At 66.0% G+C, this 18,193-nt stretch carries 17 protein-coding genes; 8 read left to right on the top strand and 9 right to left on the bottom strand.

Going from position 1 to position 18,193, the window contains the following annotated elements; translation table 11 throughout:
- Nucleotides 1–11: 11 nt before the first annotated feature.
- A complete protein-coding gene (gene xseA / locus J2R78_RS10600; RefSeq protein WP_253604260.1) occupies nucleotides 12–1,634 on the bottom strand; it encodes an exodeoxyribonuclease VII large subunit in 1,623 nt (540 codons plus the stop codon).
- Nucleotides 1,635–1,799: 165 nt separating this feature from the next.
- On the opposite strand from xseA, the gene purD reads away from it, so the two are divergent.
- Together purD and J2R78_RS10590 are read left to right on the top strand one after the other, a co-directional pair.
- Nucleotides 1,800–3,077 (top strand): phosphoribosylamine--glycine ligase, encoded by a 1,278-nt coding sequence (purD, locus tag J2R78_RS10595; protein WP_253604258.1) that lies wholly within the window; start codon nucleotides 1,800–1,802, stop codon nucleotides 3,075–3,077.
- A gap of 46 nt (nucleotides 3,078–3,123) precedes the next feature.
- Nucleotides 3,124–4,449: an adenylate/guanylate cyclase domain-containing protein gene (locus J2R78_RS10590; RefSeq protein WP_253604256.1), complete on the top strand. Its 1,326-nt coding sequence runs from the start codon at nucleotides 3,124–3,126 to the stop codon at nucleotides 4,447–4,449.
- A 135-nt stretch (nucleotides 4,450–4,584) separates the two neighbouring features.
- Here the strand turns inward: J2R78_RS10590 and J2R78_RS10585 are convergent, their stop codons facing one another.
- Nucleotides 4,585–5,817, bottom strand: coding sequence for an acyl-CoA dehydrogenase family protein (locus J2R78_RS10585; protein ID WP_253604254.1), 1,233 nt, complete (start codon nucleotides 5,815–5,817; stop codon nucleotides 4,585–4,587).
- Nucleotides 5,818–5,939: 122 nt separating this feature from the next.
- Here J2R78_RS10585 and J2R78_RS10580 point away from each other — a divergent pair, with 122 nt between their 5' ends.
- Nucleotides 5,940–6,845, top strand: a complete 906-nt coding sequence (locus tag J2R78_RS10580) for an alpha/beta fold hydrolase (RefSeq protein WP_253604252.1) — start codon at nucleotides 5,940–5,942, stop codon at nucleotides 6,843–6,845.
- A 185-nt stretch (nucleotides 6,846–7,030) separates the two neighbouring features.
- Here J2R78_RS10580 and J2R78_RS10575 read toward each other — a convergent pair whose 3' ends face one another.
- Nucleotides 7,031–7,477 carry a nucleoside deaminase gene (locus J2R78_RS10575; RefSeq protein ID WP_245452685.1) on the bottom strand — a complete coding sequence of 149 codons (447 nt, stop codon included), beginning with the start codon at nucleotides 7,475–7,477 and terminating at the stop codon, nucleotides 7,031–7,033.
- A gap of 140 nt (nucleotides 7,478–7,617) precedes the next feature.
- On the opposite strand from J2R78_RS10575, the gene J2R78_RS10570 reads away from it, so the two are divergent.
- The 3 genes from J2R78_RS10570 to J2R78_RS10560 all read left to right on the top strand — a co-directional run bounded on the left by J2R78_RS10570 (nucleotide 7,618) and on the right by J2R78_RS10560 (nucleotide 10,999).
- Entirely contained in the window at nucleotides 7,618–9,675 is a 2,058-nt protein-coding gene (locus J2R78_RS10570) for a pseudouridine synthase (RefSeq protein ID WP_253604249.1), read from the top strand.
- A gap of 6 nt (nucleotides 9,676–9,681) precedes the next feature.
- Entirely contained in the window at nucleotides 9,682–10,245 is a 564-nt protein-coding gene (rsmD, locus tag J2R78_RS10565) for a 16S rRNA (guanine(966)-N(2))-methyltransferase RsmD (RefSeq protein WP_253604247.1), read from the top strand.
- Nucleotides 10,246–10,372: 127 nt separating this feature from the next.
- Nucleotides 10,373–10,999: a hypothetical protein gene (locus tag J2R78_RS10560; RefSeq protein ID WP_253604246.1), complete on the top strand. Its 627-nt coding sequence runs from the start codon at nucleotides 10,373–10,375 to the stop codon at nucleotides 10,997–10,999.
- Nucleotides 11,000–11,126: 127 nt separating this feature from the next.
- Here J2R78_RS10560 and mutL read toward each other — a convergent pair whose 3' ends face one another.
- Nucleotides 11,127–12,944, bottom strand: coding sequence for a DNA mismatch repair endonuclease MutL (mutL, locus tag J2R78_RS10555; protein ID WP_253604244.1), 1,818 nt, complete (start codon nucleotides 12,942–12,944; stop codon nucleotides 11,127–11,129).
- A gap of 233 nt (nucleotides 12,945–13,177) precedes the next feature.
- On the opposite strand from mutL, the gene J2R78_RS10550 reads away from it, so the two are divergent.
- Nucleotides 13,178–13,498 carry a ribbon-helix-helix domain-containing protein gene (locus J2R78_RS10550; RefSeq protein ID WP_016848007.1) on the top strand — a complete coding sequence of 107 codons (321 nt, stop codon included), beginning with the start codon at nucleotides 13,178–13,180 and terminating at the stop codon, nucleotides 13,496–13,498.
- A gap of 305 nt (nucleotides 13,499–13,803) precedes the next feature.
- Here the strand turns inward: J2R78_RS10550 and J2R78_RS10545 are convergent, their stop codons facing one another.
- The 4 genes from J2R78_RS10545 to J2R78_RS10530 are packed head-to-tail and all read right to left on the bottom strand — an operon-like array spanning nucleotide 13,804 to nucleotide 16,709.
- Nucleotides 13,804–15,372, bottom strand: coding sequence for a GMC family oxidoreductase (locus J2R78_RS10545; RefSeq protein WP_253604242.1), 1,569 nt, complete (start codon nucleotides 15,370–15,372; stop codon nucleotides 13,804–13,806).
- A gap of 17 nt (nucleotides 15,373–15,389) precedes the next feature.
- Nucleotides 15,390–15,938: a Twin-arginine translocation pathway signal gene (locus tag J2R78_RS10540; RefSeq protein WP_069278855.1), complete on the bottom strand. Its 549-nt coding sequence runs from the start codon at nucleotides 15,936–15,938 to the stop codon at nucleotides 15,390–15,392.
- A 54-nt stretch (nucleotides 15,939–15,992) separates the two neighbouring features.
- A complete protein-coding gene (locus J2R78_RS10535; RefSeq protein WP_057016635.1) occupies nucleotides 15,993–16,388 on the bottom strand; it encodes a VOC family protein in 396 nt (131 codons plus the stop codon).
- Nucleotides 16,389–16,709, bottom strand: a complete 321-nt coding sequence (locus tag J2R78_RS10530; RefSeq protein WP_309145043.1) for a c-type cytochrome — start codon at nucleotides 16,707–16,709, stop codon at nucleotides 16,389–16,391.
- Between the two features lie 390 nt (nucleotides 16,710–17,099).
- Here J2R78_RS10530 and J2R78_RS10525 point away from each other — a divergent pair, with 390 nt between their 5' ends.
- A complete protein-coding gene (locus tag J2R78_RS10525; RefSeq protein ID WP_057016634.1) occupies nucleotides 17,100–17,399 on the top strand; it encodes a hypothetical protein in 300 nt (99 codons plus the stop codon).
- Nucleotides 17,400–17,663: 264 nt separating this feature from the next.
- On the opposite strand, the gene arfB is transcribed toward J2R78_RS10525, so the two are convergent.
- Nucleotides 17,664–18,083, bottom strand: coding sequence for an alternative ribosome rescue aminoacyl-tRNA hydrolase ArfB (arfB, locus tag J2R78_RS10520; protein WP_253604240.1), 420 nt, complete (start codon nucleotides 18,081–18,083; stop codon nucleotides 17,664–17,666).
- Between the last annotated feature and the right edge of the window lie 110 nt (nucleotides 18,084–18,193).

Raw genomic sequence — 18,193 nt, 5'->3', positions numbered from 1 at the left:
TCCAATGAAAATCAGAACAAGCTGCCCTGGTCGACCGGCTTGGTGACGCGCTTCGGCGCCGCCGGTTTCGCCTCACGCCGCTGAGGCTTCGGCTGGCCTTCGGGCGCTACCGTTGCCGGAGGCTGATTGGCGTCAGCGGTGGCGGCAACGCGGCCATCGGCGAATTCGATCGAAAGACCGGCGTTCGGGCCGACCGCCGCGGCGGAGTGCAGGGCGTGGCCCTGCGCGTCGCGCACCAGCGCAAAGCCGCGCGCCAGCACGCCGCGATAGGACAGCGCCGACAGCAGTTGTCCGCTATGGGCGACGCGCGCCTCGAGCCGCTGCATCGTCGTTACCAGCGCGCGGCGGGCGCGCTCGGCGAGGCGGTGGGTGCGCTCGAGGTCGCGGGCGATGGCGTTGCGCTGGGCCTTGGCGTTGGCGAGCTTCGAGGCCTTGAGCCGGATCTCGAGCCCGCTGAAGCGCTCGCGGCGGCGATGCAGCAGCGCGCGCGCCGATAGCGTGATGCGCTCGCCGGATGCGGTGAGCCGCTGCCGCGCATGCGCGATCTGGCCGCGCAGCACGCCGATGGTGAGGCGCGAACTGCTGGCGGCAAAGCGGCGGAAATGCGCGTGCGTATTGGCCTTCAGCCCGCGCGGCAAACCTGCTGCGAGATGATCGAGCCGCTGCCGCGGGATCGCGAGCAGCTCGTGCGCCGCCGGCAGCGCCCGCGCCGCGGCGCGCAGCTCGTTGCGGCGGGTCTCCTGGGCGCGCTGCCAGCACACCATGGTGCGGCGGGCGAGTGCGGCAACCTCGACGAACAGCTCGCTGCGCACCGGCACCGCCATTTCGGCGGCGGCGGTCGGCGTCGGCGCGCGCTTGTCGGCGACGAAGTCGATCAGCGTGATGTCGGTCTCATGGCCCACCGCCGAGATCAGCGGGATATGGCTCTCGGCCGCGGCGCGGACCACGATCTCCTCGTTGAACGACCAGAGGTCCTCCAGCGAGCCGCCGCCGCGCGCGACGATCAAGAGATCAGGCCGTGGAATCCTGCCGCCCTCCGGCAGCGCGTTGAAGCCGCGGATCGCGGCCGCCACCTGCTCGGCCGAGCCGTCGCCCTGCACCTTGACGGGCCAGACCAGCACGCGGCGGGGGAAGCGGTCCTCCAGCCGGTGCAGGATGTCGCGGATCACGGCGCCGGTCGGTGAGGTGACGACGCCGATCACCTCGGGCAGCCAGGGCAAAAGCTGCTTGCGGGCCTCGTCGAACAGGCCCTCGGCGGCGAGCTTCTTCTTGCGCTCCTCCATCAGCGCCATCAGCGCGCCGACGCCGGCGGGCTCCAGCGAATCGATGACGATCTGGTACTTCGAGGAGTTCGGATAGGTGGTCAGCTTGCCGGTGGCGATGACCTCGAGGCCCTCCTGCGGCTTGAAGCGCATCCGGGCGTGGGCGAACTTCCAGATCACGGCCTCGATCTTGGCGCTCTCGTCCTTCAGGGCGAAATAGCAGTGGCCGGAGGAATGCGGGCCGCGAAAGCCCGAAATCTCGCCGCGGACACGGACGTGGCCGAAGCGGTCCTCCACCGTCCGCTTCAGGGCGGAAGAGAGTTCCGAGACGGTGAATTCGGGCGCGTTGACGAGATTCGGAGCAGCGGTCATCTGATCTATAGAATCGGGGTTTTCGACCCCGTGTGCAAGGTCCGGACGCCGCGTTTCGGGCGTCGAATCACATATCCACATCTGATCGAACCGCGTGTTGCTGCGGTTCGGGAGCGTGCTAAACCGGACGAAATGGCGTTACAACCCCTCTGATCGGCGACACAGATGAACATCCTCCTGCTCGGTTCCGGCGGCCGCGAACATGCGCTGGCGTGGAAGATCGTCGCATCCCCGCTGGTGACGAAACTGTGGTGCGCGCCGGGCAATGCCGGGATCGCGCGCGAGGCCGAATGCGTTGCGCTCGATATCGCCGACCATGCCGCGGTGATCGAATTCTGCCGGGGCAATGCGGTCGATCTGGTGGTGGTCGGTCCGGAGACGCCGCTCGCCGCCGGGATCGTCGACGACCTCGCCGCTGAAGGCATCAAGGCGTTCGGACCGAGCCGGCAGGCCGCCCAGCTCGAGGGCTCGAAGGGTTTCACCAAGGACCTCTGCAGCGAGTTCAACATTCCGACCGGTGCCTATCGCCGCTTCGACAATGCAAAGGACGCGGTGGCCTATGTCCGCGCCCAGGGCGCGCCGATCGTGGTCAAGGCCGACGGGCTTGCGGCCGGCAAGGGCGTCGTGGTGGCACAGACGCTGCCAGAGGCCGAGGCCGCGATTGCGATGATGTTCGAGGGCGCGTTCGGCTCGGCCGGCGCCGAGGTCGTGATCGAGGAGTTTTTGTCGGGCCGCGAGATCAGCTTCTTCGCGCTGTGCGACGGCGAGACCGCGATTCCGCTGGCCTCGGCGCAGGACCACAAGCGGGTGTTCGATCACGACAAGGGGCCGAACACCGGCGGCATGGGCGCCTATTCGCCGACGCCGTTCGTGACGCCTGAAGTGCACGACCAGATCATGGCGCGGATCATCCTGCCGACGGTGGCCGGGATGAAGAGCCGCGGCACGCCGTTCAAGGGCGTGCTCTATGCCGGCGTGATGCTGACCGCGCAGGGCCCCAAGCTGTTCGAATACAATGTCCGCTTCGGCGATCCCGAGTGCCAGGTGCTGATGCTGCGGATGATGTCGGACATCGTGCCGGCGCTGCTCGCCTCGATCGACGGGCAATTGAAGAACTTCGATCTGCGCTGGTATCCGGACCCGGCGCTGACGGTGGTGATGGCGGCGAAGGGCTATCCCGGCGATTACATCAAGGGCACGCGGATCGATGGCCTCGACGCCGCCGCCAAGGTCGAGGGCGTCGAGATCTTCCACGCCGGCACGGTGGCGAAGGATGGCGCAATCATCGCCAATGGCGGCCGGGTGCTGAACGTCTGCGCGATGGGCAAGACGGTCACCGAGGCGCGCGACCGCGCCTATCAGGCGATCGATCGCATCAAATGGCCGGACGGCTTCTGCCGCCGCGACATCGCCTGGCAGGCGGTGGAGGCGGAGAAGGGTTGATCGATCCGGCCTCAGCGGCGACAATGGCGCGCCCCGGGGCCTTCGAATGACCGATTTCAGACTGCCCGAGACGCACTACGCGCAAAGCGCCGACGCGAGCATCGCCTATCAGGTGATGGGCGATGGTCCTGTCGACATCATCCTTGTCCCCGGCTTGTTCTCGCACATCGAGTTCATGCACGAGATGCCCGGCTACACCGCCGTGCTGCGCCGCCTGTCGCGCTTCGCCCGGGTCGTGACCTTCGACAAACGCGGACAGGGATTGTCGGATCGGATGACCGGCGCGCCCTCCCTCGAGCAGCGCATGGACGACGTCCGGGCCATCATGGATGCTATCGGCTCCGCGAAGGCGGTGTTGTTCGGCTTCTCCGAGGGCTGTCCGATGAGCGTGCTGTTTGCAGCGACCTATCCGGACCGCGTTTCGCATCTCGTTCTGCTCGGCAGCTTTGCCCGCTCGAAGGATCGCCTGGCGGACGATGTGTGGCAGCTGCGCTGTGACGAGATCGTGCAGAACTGGGGTTCCGGCGACACGGTCAAGACCGTCGCGCCGAGCCAGGCAACGAATGCGGAAGTGATCGCGCAGATCGCGAAATTCGAGCGGCTGTCGAGCAGTCCGGGAGCGTTGCGGACGCTGCTCGTTCTCAATCGCGCGATCGACGTCACGGCGATCCTGCCGATGCTCCAGACTCCGACGCTTGTCCTGCATCGGACCGGCGATGGCCGCGTTCCCGTGGCGCTCGGCCGTGCCGTCGCGCGCTCGATCCCCGGCGCGAAATACGTGGAATATCCGGGCGGCGATCACTACTATTGGGTCGGCGAGACCGAGGCGATGCTTGGCGATGTCGAGGAATTCGTCACCGGCCATCGCGATGGTGGTGATGGCGAGCTCGATCGTGTGCTTGCGACCGTGCTGTTCACCGATATCGTCGATTCGACCCGCAGCGCCGCGACGATGGGAGATCATCGTTGGCGACGTCTGCTCGACGATCACGATCAACTCGCGCAGCAGATGGTCGGCCGCCATCGCGGCCATCTGGTGAAGAGCACTGGCGACGGCATTCTGGCGACCTTCGACGGTCCCGGCCGCGCCGTACGCTGTGCGCTGGCGTTCGGCTCGGCCGCGCGGCAGATCGGCCTGCCGGTGCGAGCGGGCCTGCACACCGGCGAGATCGAGGTGAGGGGGACGGATATTGGCGGCATAGCGGTCCACGCCGCGGCGCGCGTGATGTCGCAGTGCGGCTCGAACGAGGTGCTGGTGTCACGCGTGGTGACCGATCTGGTCGCGGGCGCCGGGTTGAAATTCGCCGAGCGCGGCGCGTTCGAGCTGAAGGGACTGCCCGGGACATGGGAACTGTTTGCGGCGAGCGGCTAGGTTCGACCCCACGCCGTCATTCCGGACGACGCGCATCGCGCGTCGATCCGGAATCTCGATGTTGTGGACACCTTCTCACCTCATCTCGGGATTCCGGGTTCGGCGCGTTGCGCCGCCCCGGAATGACGAAGTGGGTCAGAGCAGATCCCCGCCTGCCGCTGACGCTGTGGTGCCGTGCTCGCGGAACGCCTTGATGACGTTCTTGCCGATCTTCCACTTGTGCACCTCGTCGGGGCCGTCGACCAGCCGCTGCGAGCGCACCTGGGTGTACCATTTCGCCAGCGGGGTATCCTGGCTGAAGCCGAGCGCGCCGTGCAGCTGGATCGCGGTGTCGATCACCTTGTGCACCATGTGGGCGTGGAAGATCTTGGCGATCGAGTTCTCCTGGCGGATGTCGAGGCCCTTCTCGGCCTTGTAGGCGATGTGCAGCAGCATCAGCCGGCCGATATACAGCTCGCTCGCGCAGTCGGCGAGCATGAACTGCACCGCCTGGCGGTCGGCCAGCAACTGGCCGAAGGTCGAGCGCTTGGTGACATGAGCGGCCGCCATGTCGAGCGCGCGCTGCGCCTTGGCGACGTTGTGCATGCCGTGGCGCAGCCGGCCGTAGGCGAGGCGGTGCTGGCCCATGTTGAAGCCGTTGCCCTCGCCGCCGAGCAGGTTGTCGGCCGGCACCTTCAGATCCTTGATCTCGATCTCGGAGTGGCCGCCATGGATCACGTCGTCATGCGGACCCTCGATCGCCATGTTGGCGACGTTGCGCTTGATGCGGTAGCCGGGGTTGGGCAACTCGACGATGAAGGTCGAGTATTGCTTGTGGCGCGGCGCGTTCGGATCGGTCTTCGCCATGACCAGCGCGAGGTCGGCGACGCTCGCCGACGAGGAGAACCATTTCTCGCCGTTGAGGATGTAGTTCTCGTTGCCGTCCTTCACCGCCGTGGTCTGCATGCCGGTGGCATCGGCGCCGGCGGCCTTTTCGGTCATCGAGAAGCAGATGCGCTTTTCGCCGTTCAGCAGGGGCTTGAGGAATTTTTCCTTCTGGTGCTCGGTGCCGTGCGCCAGGATCGTCATCATCGAAGCGTCGTCCGGTCCCTGCGTGTTCATCGAGAGCGCGCCGAGCATGCTCTCGCCGAGCTCCATCTGCACCAGGGCGTTGGCGAGCGGGCCGAGGCCCATACCGCCATACTCCTTGGGCACGAACGGGCACCACAGGCCCTGCGCGCGGGCCTTCTTCCGCAGCGGTCCCAGCACCTCGGCAAGCGGCTTGGTGTCGAGTTCCTTTTCCGCCGGAATGCATTCGTCGTGGACGAATTTGCGAACCTTCTCGCGGATCGCCTTGGCTTCGGCGGGAATTTCGAAGTCGATCGACATGGCACTTCCTCGTTTCATGTTGTTGTTGGCAGGACTTGAGGATGGCATAAACCTCGTCAAAGTCAGCGGCAACGCCGAACAAAGTTTGAAGCAGCGCGGCCGCCCCAGGGAAGGAGCTACCGATGCCTGATCTCGCTGATCTTTTTCCCGGCTATGGGTCCGAATGGATCAACACCTCGCAGGGCCGCATCTTCGCCCGCGTCGGCGGCAAGGGCCCGCCCTTGCTGCTGCTGCACGGCTTCTCCTCGACGCATGTGATGTGGCACACGGTTGCGCCGAAACTCGACGACAGGTTCACGCTGATCATCGCCGACCTGCCGGGCTATGGCTGGTCCGATATGCCCGACAGCGACAAGGATCATACGCCCTACACCAAGCGCGCGTGGGCGAAGACCATGATCGAGGTGATGGAGCAACTCGGGCATGTGCAATTCGCGCTCGCCGGCCACGATCGCGGCGGCCGCGTGTCGTACCGGCTCGCGCTCGATCATCCCGGTCGCCTGTCGAAGCTTGCGGTGCTCGATATCGCGCCGACCTATGATTACTGGCAGAAGCTCAATCGCCTCTCGGCGCTGAAGATCTACCACTGGGCGTTCCTGGCGCAGCCCTATCCGTTGCCGGAGACGCTGATCTCCAACAATGGCGAATTCTTCCTCAAGGAAAAGATGGCGAGCCAGACCAGGAGCAAGACGCTGGAGGCGATCGATCCGCGCGCGCTCGAGCACTACCTCGCGCCATTCCGCGATCCCGCGCGCATCCATGCGATGTGCGAGGACTATCGCGCCGGCGCCTATGCCGACTACGAGATAGACAAGGCCGATGTCGACGCCGGCAAGAAGATCACGGTCCCGATGCTGGCGCTGTGGGGCGATGCCGGGGTTGCCAGCGCGGCAACGACACCGCTCGACACCTGGAAGACCTGGGCCACCAATGTCAGCGGCGCGCCGGTGGCGTCGGGGCACTTCCTGCCCGAGGAGAATCCGGAGGCGACGGCGAAGCTGCTGCGGGAGTTTTTCCTGGCGGGGTGACTCGACTTCCGCACCGTCATCCCCGCGCAAAGGCGAAGCCTTTGAGCGGGGATGACGGGATCAACAGCTGAGAGCTTCGTAGCCCGGATGGAGCGGAGCGAAATCCGGGACCGTCTCCGCGGAGATATCTCCCCGGATTGCGCTGCGCTTCATCCGGGCTACAGGTCATCCGCGCTACGAATTCGTCAGCGTCGCTCCCTGAAGAACTCGCGCAGCAGGCGCGCGGACTCGGTCTCGCCGACCGCGCCATAGATCTCCGGCACATGGTGGCAGGTCGGCTGCGCGAAGAACCGCACGCCTGACTCGACCGCGCCGCCCTTGGGGTCGGCGGCGCCGTAATAGAGCCGGCGGATGCGGGCAAAGGAGATAGCCCCGGCGCACATCGTGCAGGGCTCCAGCGTCACGTAGAGGTCGCAATCGACCAGCCGCTCGGTGCCGATGGCCTCGGCGGCCTGCCGGATCGCCAGGATCTCCGCATGGGCCGTCGGATCGCGATCGGTCAGGGTGCGGTTGCCGGCGGTCGCGATCACCTCGTAGCCCCGCACGATGACGCATCCGATCGGAACCTCGCCAGCTTTTCCGGCATTTTCGGCGGTTTTTAGCGCCAAATCCATGAAAGAAGGGGCAGACATGCCTCGTATCATCGGAAGAAACCTGCTAGTAGCGTCGCCTTCAGCAGAAGTGGATGCCGGTTTTGCGCCAGTCGCGCCCAGATGGCGCGCGTATCGCCGGTTGCCCTGCGCCCCAATTGAACCTCCAGGCGAGAACATTCATGCCCCGCGACAGCGACAAAAACAACGATTCCCGCGGCCGGCGGGACCGGGGGGCGCCCGGGAAGGGGCGGCCCAGTGGCTCCCGCGGATCGGACAAGCCGTTCGGCAAGCGCAGCTTCGGCGGTAAAGGTGGTGATCGCGACAAGCGCTCGTTCGGCGACAAGGGCGAGGGCCGCTCGTTCCGCCGCCGCGAGGACGGCGATGCGCCGCGCCGCGATTACGGCGACCGGCCGCGCTTCAAGCGCGACGACCGCGGCGGCGAGGGTGGCGGAAAGCGCCCGTTCAAACCGCGCGGCGAGCGCCGGGACTTTGATGCGGGCGATCGTCCGCAGCGCGGCGGCGCGCGTTCGGAGGGCCGGTCGTCCGACCGCAAGTTCGGCGAGAAGCGGTCCTATGGCGATCGCGAGAAGCGTCCCTACACGCCGCGCGGCGAGCGTGACGGCGAGAAGCGGACCTTTGCACCGCGCGGCGAGCGTGCCGAGCGCAAATTCGACGACAGGAAGTTTTCGCGCGGCGATCGCGACAAGGGTTCATTCCGCGACAAGGGCGAGGGCCGCCCGTTCCGCCGCCGCGAGGACGGCGACGCACCGCGCCGCGATTTCGGCGATCGGCCGCGCTTCAAGCGCGACCGCGACTTCGAAGGCCGCGACCGCGGCGACGAGAAGCCCTGGCAAAAGCGGGATCGCACGCCGCGCGACGGCTACAAGCCGCGCGACGACCGCGGCGGCGACGAGCGCCCGCGCTTTTCGCGGTCGCGCGAGGATCGCGGTGGCGGCGAACGTCCGCGGTTCTCGAGGTCCCGCGACGACCGTGAGCAAGGTGATCGTCCGAAGTTCGGCCGGCCGCGCTGGGATCGTCATGATGAAGATGGTGGCCGCGACGATCGTCGGCGTGAGCGCCCCGAAGGCCGTACCGACTGGCAGGAGCATCCGCGCAGCGAGGGCCGCTTCTCCGACCGGCCGCGCCGCGACAATGAGGACGACAGCAAGGTCTTTGCGAAGCGCCCGGCCTTCGGCGGCCGCGGCGCCTATCGCGAGCGCGCCTATGACGACCGGCGCGAGCGTCCCGAGCCGAAGCCGAAGAAGACAGGTGAACGCATCGCCAAGGTATTGGCGCGCGCCGGTCTTGCCTCGCGCCGCGATGCCGAGGAGATCGTCACGCAAGGGCGCGTCACCGTCAACGGACGCGTGATCAACTCGCCGGCGCTCGATATCACCGAGAACGATGTCGTGGCGGTCGACGGCAAGCCGTTGCCGCCGCGCGAGCGGACGCGGCTGTTCATGTATCACAAGCCGCGCGGGCTGATGACGACGCATGCCGATCCCGAGGGGCGGCCGACCGTGTTCGACAATCTGCCCGAGGGCCTGCCGCGGCTGATCTCGATCGGCCGGCTGGATTTCAACACCGAGGGCCTGTTGCTGCTGACCAATGACGGCGGCCTGGCGCGGACACTGGAGCATCCCGACACCGGATGGCTGCGCCGTTACCGCGTGCGCGCGCATGGCGAGGTGACGCAGGGCCAGCTCGACCAGCTCAAGGGTGGCGTCGAGGTCGACGGCGTCAAATACGGGCCGATCGACGCCACATTGGAACGCGACCAGAGCGCCAATGTGTGGGTGGTGTTCGCGATCCGCGAAGGCAAGAACCGCGAGGTGCGCAACGTGATGGCGCATCTCGGGCTCGAGGTGAACCGCCTGATCCGGATCTCCTACGGCCCGTTCCAGCTCGGCGAGCTCGAGGAGGGCAAGGTCGAGGAGGTCAAGACGCGGGTGCTGCGCGAGCAGCTCGGCGAGAAGATCGCCAAGATCGCAGGCGCCGACTTCACGCGGCCGGAGCAGCGTGACGCAGCCGACGGCGACGATGCACCGGCCAGGAAGCCGAAGCCCAGCAAGCGCGAAACCATCAACGATCGCAAGGGCCGCCGCGTGCTGGTGCAGCGCACCGGCAGCGAGGAAGCGCGTGCCCGCAATGAAGACGAGGCCAACGGCTACGGCCCGCCGCGTCGTGCCAAGCGCGGCTATCACGGCAAGCGCGATCTCAAGCCGCGGGACGAGTAACGGTCAATGCGCGTCGTCGGGGGCAGGCTGAAGGGCCGCAATCTCGTTTCGCCAGCGGGCCGCGAGATTCGTCCGACCGCGGACCGCCTGCGCGAGTCCGTGTTCAACATTCTGATCCACGCCTACGACAATCCGATTGAGGACGCGCGCGTGCTCGATCTGTTTGCCGGCACCGGCGCGCTCGGCATCGAGGCGGCCTCGCGCGGCGCCAGGTTCACGCTGTTCGTCGACAATGGCGCCGAGGCGCGGGCGCTGCTGCGCAACAATGTCGAGTCGCTCGGCCTCGGCGGCACGACCAAGGTCTATCGCCGCGATGCCACCGATCTTGGACCGGCACATCCGGTCGAGCCGTTCTCACTGGTGTTTCTCGATCCGCCCTATGGCAAGGGGCTAGCCGACAAGGCGCTCGCCTCGCTGCGCGACGGCGGCTGGCTGACGCCGGGCGCGCTGCTCGTGGTGGAGGAGGCAAAGGCCGCGGCGTTCGCGGCACCCGAGGGCTTCGAGGAGCTCGAGCGGCGCGCGTATGACGACACGGAGTTCGTGTTTTTGCGTGCTGTCACGGCAATCTAGAATTCGTAGGATGGGTAGAGCGAAGCGAAACCCATCAACTTCCGGGCCGCGGGAAAGATGATGGGTTTCGCTGCGCTCTACCCATCCTACGCGATACTGATTCATCACCGCTAGGGGAGCGCGAACCATGGCCGACACTCTTGCCGGGCTGGCCGGTCAGCTGGAGACGCAGGTCAAGGCGTTGCGCGGCGCTGGCGATGATGCGGCGCTGCTTGCGGCAGCGCGCGATGCCGCCGATCAGATCGAGCGCGGTTGCGGCGCGCGGGATGGGGACGCGCGTGACGCGCTCATGATGGTCCAGCGCTGGACGTTCAATGCGGCGGCCGATTGCTGGCCGGGCTGGAGCGTGTCCGACAAGCCGATCAATCAGGACAATCTGCTGGCCGCACGCGAGCTTGCAGAACGCTCGCTCCGGCTGGTGCGGACTCTGGAGCTCGGACCGCTGCGCGAGGCGACGGGCGTCTGGATGGTGGGGGCGTTTGACCTGGCGCTTGGCCGCTATGAGGAGGCGATCAGCATGTTTCGCGAAGCACGCGAGCATTATGTTGTCGCGAGCGCGCCCGGCCTCGTGCTGCTGACGGAGGGCTATGTCGCGATTGCGAGGCAGGTCGGCAAGGATCAAGCATCACCTGGGGGCGAAGATCTCGATCAGATCTGCACGCGGATCGCGGCAGGCGGGTTCGAGGACGGTCACGAATGGATCGCGCAACTTCGCACGGTGCTGGACGTGTTTGCCCGGCGGAACAATTCGTAGAATGGATAGAGCCAGCGAAACCCATCGACTTCCGGGCCGCGGGAGAGATGATGGGTTTCGCTGAGTTTATCATAGGGCCGCGCTTTGCGCCGACCCGTTGGTTTGCCCGGGACGACGGGGATGGAGACTACCGCCGCCCGAACAGCTTCTCGATATCGCTCAGCTTCAATTCGACATAGGTCGGGCGGCCGTGGTTGCACTGGCCGGAGTTCGGCGTGTCTTCCATCTCGCGGAGCAGCGCGTTCATCTCTTCCGGCTTGAGGCGGCGGCCGGCGCGGACCGAGCCGTGGCAGGCCATGGTGGCGGCGACGTGCATCAGTCGGCGCTCCAGCGGCAGCGCCTCGTCCCACTCCGCCATGTGCTCGGCGAGGTCGCGTAACAGCCCAGCCGCATTGGCCTTGCCGAGCAGCGAGGGCGTTTCGCGCACGGCGACCGCGCCGGGGCCGAAGGATTCGATCGCGAGCCCGAACGATGCCAGTTCCTCGGCGCGATCGAGCAGCTTCTCGACAGTCGACTCATCGAGCTCGACGATCTCGGGGATCAAGAGGATCTGCCGCTGCACGCCGTTCTTCGCCAGCGAGGCCTTCAGCTTCTCATAGACGATGCGCTCATGCGCCGCGTGCTGGTCGACCACGATGAGACCGTCGCGGGTCTGCGAGACGATGTAGGTCTCGTGGATCTGGGTGCGCGCGGCGCCGAGCGGCCGGTCGAGCAGGTCGGGCGCGGGCGCGGCCTCGAAGCGGACATCGGCGGTCGGCGTGCCGACGTCGAAGGCGGCCTGTCCGGGCTCGGCGAAGGCGGGCGCCGCCGCACCGTCGAATGCGCGCATCGGACCAACCGGATAGGACGGCGAGCCGCGCCAGTCCCAATTGCCCGGACGTGGCGGCGTGAAGGCCGGGCGGAAGGCCGAGAGCGCGGCGCCGTCGGCGGTATTGGCCGCGGTGCGCCTGCCTTCGCGCGCAAGGCCCTCCTTCAAGGCGTGCACGATGAGCGCGCGAACCAGGCCGGCGTTGCGGAAGCGCACCTCGGTCTTGGCCGGATGCACATTGGCATCGACGCCCTCGGGGTCGCAGGTCACGAACAGCGCCACGACGGGATGGCGGTCGCGTGGCAGATAGTCGGAATAGGCCGCGCGCACGGCGCCGAGGATCAGCTTGTCGCGCACCGGGCGGCCGTTGACGAACAGATATTGCCCGAGCGCATTGGCGCGGGTCAGCGACGGCGCGGCGGCAAAGCCTTCGACCACGACGCCCTCGCGCTCGGCGCGCACCTCGATCGCGGAGCTGCGAAAATCCGCACCCAGGATGTCGCCGAGCCGGGTCAGCCGGCCGGCCGCGCCGGGCAGCGCTGCGGCCCAGGTGACCGGCGCGCGCTCTTCGCCGGCCAGCGTGAAGGCGATGTCCGGGCGCGCCATGCCGAGGCGGCGCACCACCTCGCGGATCGCCTCCGCCTCGGTGCGGTCGGTCTTGAGGAATTTCAGCCGCGCCGGCGTGGCGTAGAACAGTTCGTTGACCTCGACGCGGGTGCCCTGGCCGAGCGCGGCCGGCATGACCTCCGACTTCTCGCCGCCTTCGACCGACAGCGACCAGGCATGCGGCTCGCTGGCATGACGCGTCGTGATGCCGAGCTTTGCGACCGCCCCGATCGAGGGCAGCGCCTCGCCGCGGAAGCCGAGCGTGCGGATGCGCAACAGGTCTTCGTCGTCGAGCTTGGAGGTGGCGTGACGGTCGACCGCAAGCGCGAGGTCGGAGCGGGTCATGCCGCCGCCATCGTCGGTGATACCGATCCGGCGCCGCCCGCCGCCATCGGTGAAAACGTCGATCCGGCTGGCGCCGGCGTCGATCGCGTTCTCGACCAGTTCTTTGACCACGCTCGAGGGGCGTTCGACCACTTCGCCGGCGGCGATGCGGTTGACGAGCTGTTCGGGAAGCTGGCGGACGGGCATGGATTGGACGTTCGGAGGAGCGATTCGAGGCTGGCCGTTACTATAAGTCGCCGCGCCGGCAAATGCATGGGACCGATATGGCGGCCGCAAGCAGGTTGGGGATGAGTCCGGCCTATCGCCTTGAAGACGCTTGGCTTCGGCGGCCGGCGCGTTACGCCCTACGTCCCGATTGTGGGGCCGCGCGCACAGGTATATCGTTTAGAAAAACTATAAGTTCTCGCCGGAGGAACGCCATGTGCCATCTTTTCGCGCATCAGCCGCAACGCGACTATGAATCGCAGACCCGATCGTTGCGGATCGACGGCCATTGCACCTCGATCCGGCTGGAAATGTCGTTCTGGGATACGCTGGAGGAGATCGCGGCCAAGGAAGGCATGACGCTGGCCAAGTTCCTCACCACCCTGCACAACGAGGTGCTCGATCATCACGGCGAGGTGAACAATTTCGCGTCGCTGCTGCGCTGCTCCTGCCTGATCTACCGCGCCAAGGCGAACGCGCCGGCGGTCGTACCGGATTATCGCGGGGCGGCGGCGATCATGGATGCCGCGGAATAGATTTCGCACCGGTCCATCACGCAAAGAAGAAAGCGGCCTTGTCCAGTTGGGCAAGGCCGCTTCAGTGAGAGGGGAATTGTATTTTCTTGCTAAAGCGCAGTGGCGACCACGACGGCGCTGCGCTCCCTCGCCCCGTTCTTACGGGAGAGGGTTGGGGTGAGGGGCCGTCTCCGCGTATCCGGTGACAGCTGCGTTTGCGGAGACTCCCCCTCACCCGGAACGCATCTAACGATGCGCTCCGATCTCTCCCCGCACGCGGGGCGAGGTGAGGCGGAATCCGGACTCGGTTCGAATGGTCGTCTGGTCTAGATCTCCTTGCGCTGCATCGCGCCGGCGATGTGGTCGGCCTGGCGGATCGCCAGCGACACGATCGTCAGCGTCGGGTTGCAGGCCGCTCCGCTCGTGAACTGGCTGCCGTCGGAGACGAACAGGTTCTTGATGTCGTGGGTCTGGCCGAACTTGTTGACCACGCCGTCGCGCGGCTTCTCGCTCATCCGGTTGGTGCCCATGTTGTGGGTCGAGGGATAGGGCGGCGTCGGGTAGGTGACGGTGGCGCCGACCGCCTCATAGACCGCGGAGCCCTGCTTGTAGGCGTGATCGCGCATCGCGACGTCGTTCGGATGATCGTCGAAATGCACGCTCGCGACCGGCATGCCGAACTTGTCCTTGATCTTCGGATCCAGCGTGATGCGGTTGGTCTCCTGCGGCATGTCCTCGCCGACCAGCCACATGCCGGCCATCCGCGGATAGCCCTCGATCGCGCTGGTGAAGCTGCGTCCCCAGGCGCCGGGATTGAGGAACGCGGCCATGAAGGGCAGGCCGAGCGACAGCGTCTCCATCTCGTAGCCGCCGACGAAGCCGCGCTTCGGATCGTTCTTGGCCTCGTCGCGGATGATGCCGGCCATCGTGGTGCCGCGATACATGTGCACCGATTTCTCGAAGCTCGCATACACGCTGCCGGTCATGTGCCGCATGTAGTTGCGGCCGACCTGGCCGGATGAGTTGGCGAGCCCGTCCGGGAACATGCTGGAGGCGCTGTTGAGCAAGAGCCGCGGGCTCTCGATCGAGTTGCCGGCGACCGCGACCACGCGGGCCTTCTGGCGCTGCATGGCGCCGGTTGCATCGGCATAGACCACGCCGGTGACCTTGCCGGACTGGTCGTGCTCGATCTTGATCACCATGCTGCCGGGACGCACTTCGAGATTGCCGGTGGCTTCGCCCTTCGGGATCTCGGTGTAGAGCGTCGACCATTTGGCGCCCGACTTGCAGCCCTGGAAGCAGAAGCCGATCTGCTGGCAGGAACCGCGGCCGTCCCGCGGCTCGCTGTTGATCGCCATCCGCCCGGTGTGCACCTCCTTGTAGCCGAGCTTCTTCGCGCCGGCTTCCATCACCTTGAAGTTATTGTTGCCGGGCAGCCCTGGGATGCCGTTGGTGCGGGTGACGCCCATCTTGTCCTCGGCCTTGGCGTACCACGGCTCCATCTCGGCGAGCGTGATCGGCCAGTCGATCAGGTTGGCGCCGGGAATGGTGCCATAGGCCGACTTGATCTTGAACTCGTGCTCGTCGAAGCGCAGCGAGGCGCCCGCCCAGTGCGTGGTCGAGCCGCCGACCGCCTTCACGATCCAGGCCGGCAGGCCCGGAAAGTCCTGGTGGACGCGCCAGCTGCCCGAGGTCGAACGCGCGTCGGACCAGGCGAGCTGGGTGAAGCTGTCCCATTCATCGTTGATGAAGTCCTGGTTCTCGATGCGCGGGCCGGCCTCCAGGATGACGACCTTGACGCCCTTCTGCGCCAGTTCATTGCCGAGCGTTCCGCCGCCGGCACCGGAGCCGACGATCACCACAACGCCGCTGTCATTCAGATCGAATTTTGCCATTGTTTCCTCCCGACCCGTTAGACCTTCGGCAGCCAGTCGATATCGGCGAAGCCGCGCTTGATGTAGCCGCCATGCTCGGCCGAGGAGCCCTCGTAGCCGAACCGCGGCCACACCTCCTTGTTGTTGTAGATGGAGACGATGAGGTCGCCGCGGATCTTCTGGAAGAACGCGCTCTGTTCGATCTGCTGCAGCAGCGCGACGCGGTCGTTTTCCCAGGCGACCTGGACATATGGCATCTTGTGGCGGTCGTTGGCCGCCTGATCGAGCCTCGTGACGCCGTCATTGATCAGCGACTTGACCGCCGGATCCTTCGCGGCCTTCTCATCCCACGGCTTGACCGCTGCTATGTAGTAGCTGTCGCCGAGGAAATCGTGCGGATAGATGTCGCGCGCCATCTTGAGCAGCGTCTTCATCGTGGCCGGCGTCAGCGTCGTGGCGCCTTCGGCCCACGCATCGGTGATGCCGAGCCCCGTCGAGGTGGCAATCGCGACTGCGGGTGCGGTCACGGCCGCGCCTTTGAGAAAGACACGCCGGTCATATTTGCTGCGTCGATCGATTTCTCTCATGGGTTCCTCCGTCAATTTTTATTTGTGCAATTGCCTTGTTATTTCGAGCATGCTCTAGCCGAAGCGCCCGCCGCGCTGGATCACCTCGATCTTGTAGCCGTCGGGATCGGAGACGAAGAAGAAGCGCGCCAGCGTCTTGCCGTCATGCTTGAAGTCGCGCAGCGGCCCCGGCGACAGTTTCTCCTTTTCGAAGCGCGCGTGCTCGGCATCGACGTCATCGACGATGACGGCGAGATGGCCGTAGCCGTCGCCGAGCGTGTAGGGCTCCTTGCGATCGAAGTTGACCGTGAGCTCGACCTCGAAGGGCGAGGAGGGATGGCGCAGATAGATCAGCGCGAAATCGGGAAATCTCAGATTGTCCGCGATCTCCAGGCCAAACGCGCGCTGGTAGAAGTCGAGCGCTTTTCCTTCGTCAAACACGCGGATCATCGAATGCACGGGTTTCGCCATTCAGTTCAGCTCCTTCAGATAGGCGATGATCATGGCGCGGGTTTCCGGCTTGGCCTGCCGGTAGGCCATCACGGCACCCGGGATCACCTCCTGCGGATTGGTCAGCCAGGCATCGAGCCTGGCGTCGTCCCAGACGAAATCGGCCTTGCTGAATCCCGCGGAATATTTGAAGCCGTCGGCCTTGCCGGCGTGGCGGCCGACGACCTTATAGAGCGACGGGCCTTGCCGGACGGCATCCGATATGTTGGTGGTGTGACAGGTCGCGCATTGCTGCCTGAACAGCGTCGCCCCATCGGGCGGCTTGGCGGCCAGCAGGGGCATCTGCGCGCCGGCCATTTGCACTGCAAGCATTGCGCTGCAAAATCCCAGCCCCAACGTCCACCTTGCGCGCAGCTTTGTCATCTACATCACCGCCTCTGTGCGGTGACTGTAGGAGGCTGAAATCCGCCGTTGGTAGTAGCGGGCTGTTTCACAGCAGAACAAAGCTGGGCGGTGATCTGGCGCGGAACCGGTGGTTGCCGCATATGCGGACGACAATTTCGCAAAATGACCGCGAAATCCCTGCACGATCACCACACGACGCAGCTTGCATCTCGCGTGCGCCGTTTGCGGAAAATGCAGTCTTGCGCGATGGGGTTCAGGGTCGGCGCTGCAAACGGCGCACCACCTGCGCCGCTCCTCCATCGTCAATTAAAGTCCCAGGAGAAATGGATGACGTTTGCAAAAACCAGCGTGCTCGCCCTTGCCATCTCGGCCGCGATGGCCGGCCCCGTCCTGGCACAGGGAACGACTGCACCGGATACCCGCGGCGGTGCACAGGGCAGAGGTACCATGCAGCAGGGCGGCGGCATGTCCGGCAGCGGCGATGAGGAAATGACGGCGCAACCTGGCGCGACGACGCAGAAGAGCGGCGCCGCCGCCAAGTCGGGCAGCAAGGGAACGGTCGGCAGCGGACGCACGGCACCGAAGTCGGGTGGTTCCGAGATGGCGCCCGCAACCAAGAAGTACTGAAGCACGAGGGCCTTCGCGGTTCTGATCAATCGGAACCAAGGCTCAGGCTTCTTGTTCTGACGCGTTCCTTCGCGCGAACCGACATCCGCTTCGCGCGAAAACGCTTCTGGTTACGCTGACCGGATCCCGGATGCAGTGCCGCGCGCGCTGCGTCCGGCGTTCCCTGGAGCATGATCCGGAGAAGTGGAAACCGGTTTTCCGAAAAGATCATGGTCAAACAAGGAGATGAGATCATGATGCGATTCCGTGGAAACGCATTATGATCTAATCGTCGAAACGGCGGGCGCCGCGCCCCGCCTTGATGTCGCTGCGGCGCTTCTTGCCCTCGAGCCGGCGCTGCTTGGAGCCGAGCGTCGGCTTGGTCGGCCGCCGCGGTGTCGGCCGCACCATCGCCTCCCTCAACATCTCGAGCAGCCGCTCGATCGCATCAGCGCGATTGCGTTCCTGGGTGCGAAAGCGGAAGGCGTGGATCACGATCACGCCTTCCTTGGTCATGCGGCTGCCGGCGAGCCGCGCCAGCCGCTGCGCGGCGTCTGCCGGCAATGCAATCTTGTTGGTGTCGAAGCGAAGCTGCGCCGCGGTCGAGACCTTGTTGACATTCTGTCCGCCCGGGCCGGAGGCGCGGACAAAGACGATCTCAATGTCGTTCTCGTCGATCGCAAGGTCGCGGGACACCCGCAGCATGACATCACCCGTGGAGGGAAGAATCGGCAGGCCGCAGGATAGCGGGTTTGTGCTGTGCGTGCTTCAGCTGCGTAGATGCAGCGTTAGGTACGTCTGAGAGCGCCGCGTGT

The sequence above is a fragment of the Bradyrhizobium sp. USDA 4538 genome, assembly GCF_024171045.1.
Classification (GTDB): Bacteria; Pseudomonadota; Alphaproteobacteria; order Rhizobiales; family Xanthobacteraceae; genus Bradyrhizobium; species Bradyrhizobium australafricanum.
The sequence above is the reverse complement of the archived record's forward strand: the minus strand, read 5'-3'. Positions and strand labels throughout refer to the sequence as shown.

Coding starts and splice junctions, on each gene's coding strand:
- xseA (WP_253604260.1), bottom strand. CDS start 1,634: ATGACCGCTGCTCCGAATCTCGTCAACGCGCCCGAATTCACCGTCTCG.
- purD (WP_253604258.1), top strand. CDS start 1,800: ATGAACATCCTCCTGCTCGGTTCCGGCGGCCGCGAACATGCGCTGGCG.
- J2R78_RS10590 (WP_253604256.1), top strand. CDS start 3,124: ATGACCGATTTCAGACTGCCCGAGACGCACTACGCGCAAAGCGCCGAC.
- J2R78_RS10585 (WP_253604254.1), bottom strand. CDS start 5,817: ATGTCGATCGACTTCGAAATTCCCGCCGAAGCCAAGGCGATCCGCGAG.
- J2R78_RS10580 (WP_253604252.1), top strand. CDS start 5,940: ATGCCTGATCTCGCTGATCTTTTTCCCGGCTATGGGTCCGAATGGATC.
- J2R78_RS10575 (WP_245452685.1), bottom strand. CDS start 7,477: ATGTCTGCCCCTTCTTTCATGGATTTGGCGCTAAAAACCGCCGAAAAT.
- J2R78_RS10570 (WP_253604249.1), top strand. CDS start 7,618: ATGCCCCGCGACAGCGACAAAAACAACGATTCCCGCGGCCGGCGGGAC.
- rsmD (WP_253604247.1), top strand. CDS start 9,682: ATGCGCGTCGTCGGGGGCAGGCTGAAGGGCCGCAATCTCGTTTCGCCA.
- J2R78_RS10560 (WP_253604246.1), top strand. CDS start 10,373: ATGGCCGACACTCTTGCCGGGCTGGCCGGTCAGCTGGAGACGCAGGTC.
- mutL (WP_253604244.1), bottom strand. CDS start 12,944: ATGCCCGTCCGCCAGCTTCCCGAACAGCTCGTCAACCGCATCGCCGCC.
- J2R78_RS10550 (WP_016848007.1), top strand. CDS start 13,178: ATGTGCCATCTTTTCGCGCATCAGCCGCAACGCGACTATGAATCGCAG.
- J2R78_RS10545 (WP_253604242.1), bottom strand. CDS start 15,372: ATGGCAAAATTCGATCTGAATGACAGCGGCGTTGTGGTGATCGTCGGC.
- J2R78_RS10540 (WP_069278855.1), bottom strand. CDS start 15,938: ATGAGAGAAATCGATCGACGCAGCAAATATGACCGGCGTGTCTTTCTC.
- J2R78_RS10535 (WP_057016635.1), bottom strand. CDS start 16,388: ATGGCGAAACCCGTGCATTCGATGATCCGCGTGTTTGACGAAGGAAAA.
- J2R78_RS10530 (WP_309145043.1), bottom strand. CDS start 16,709: ATGCCCCTGCTGGCCGCCAAGCCGCCCGATGGGGCGACGCTGTTCAGG.
- J2R78_RS10525 (WP_057016634.1), top strand. CDS start 17,100: ATGACGTTTGCAAAAACCAGCGTGCTCGCCCTTGCCATCTCGGCCGCG.
- arfB (WP_253604240.1), bottom strand. CDS start 18,083: ATGCTGCGGGTGTCCCGCGACCTTGCGATCGACGAGAACGACATTGAG.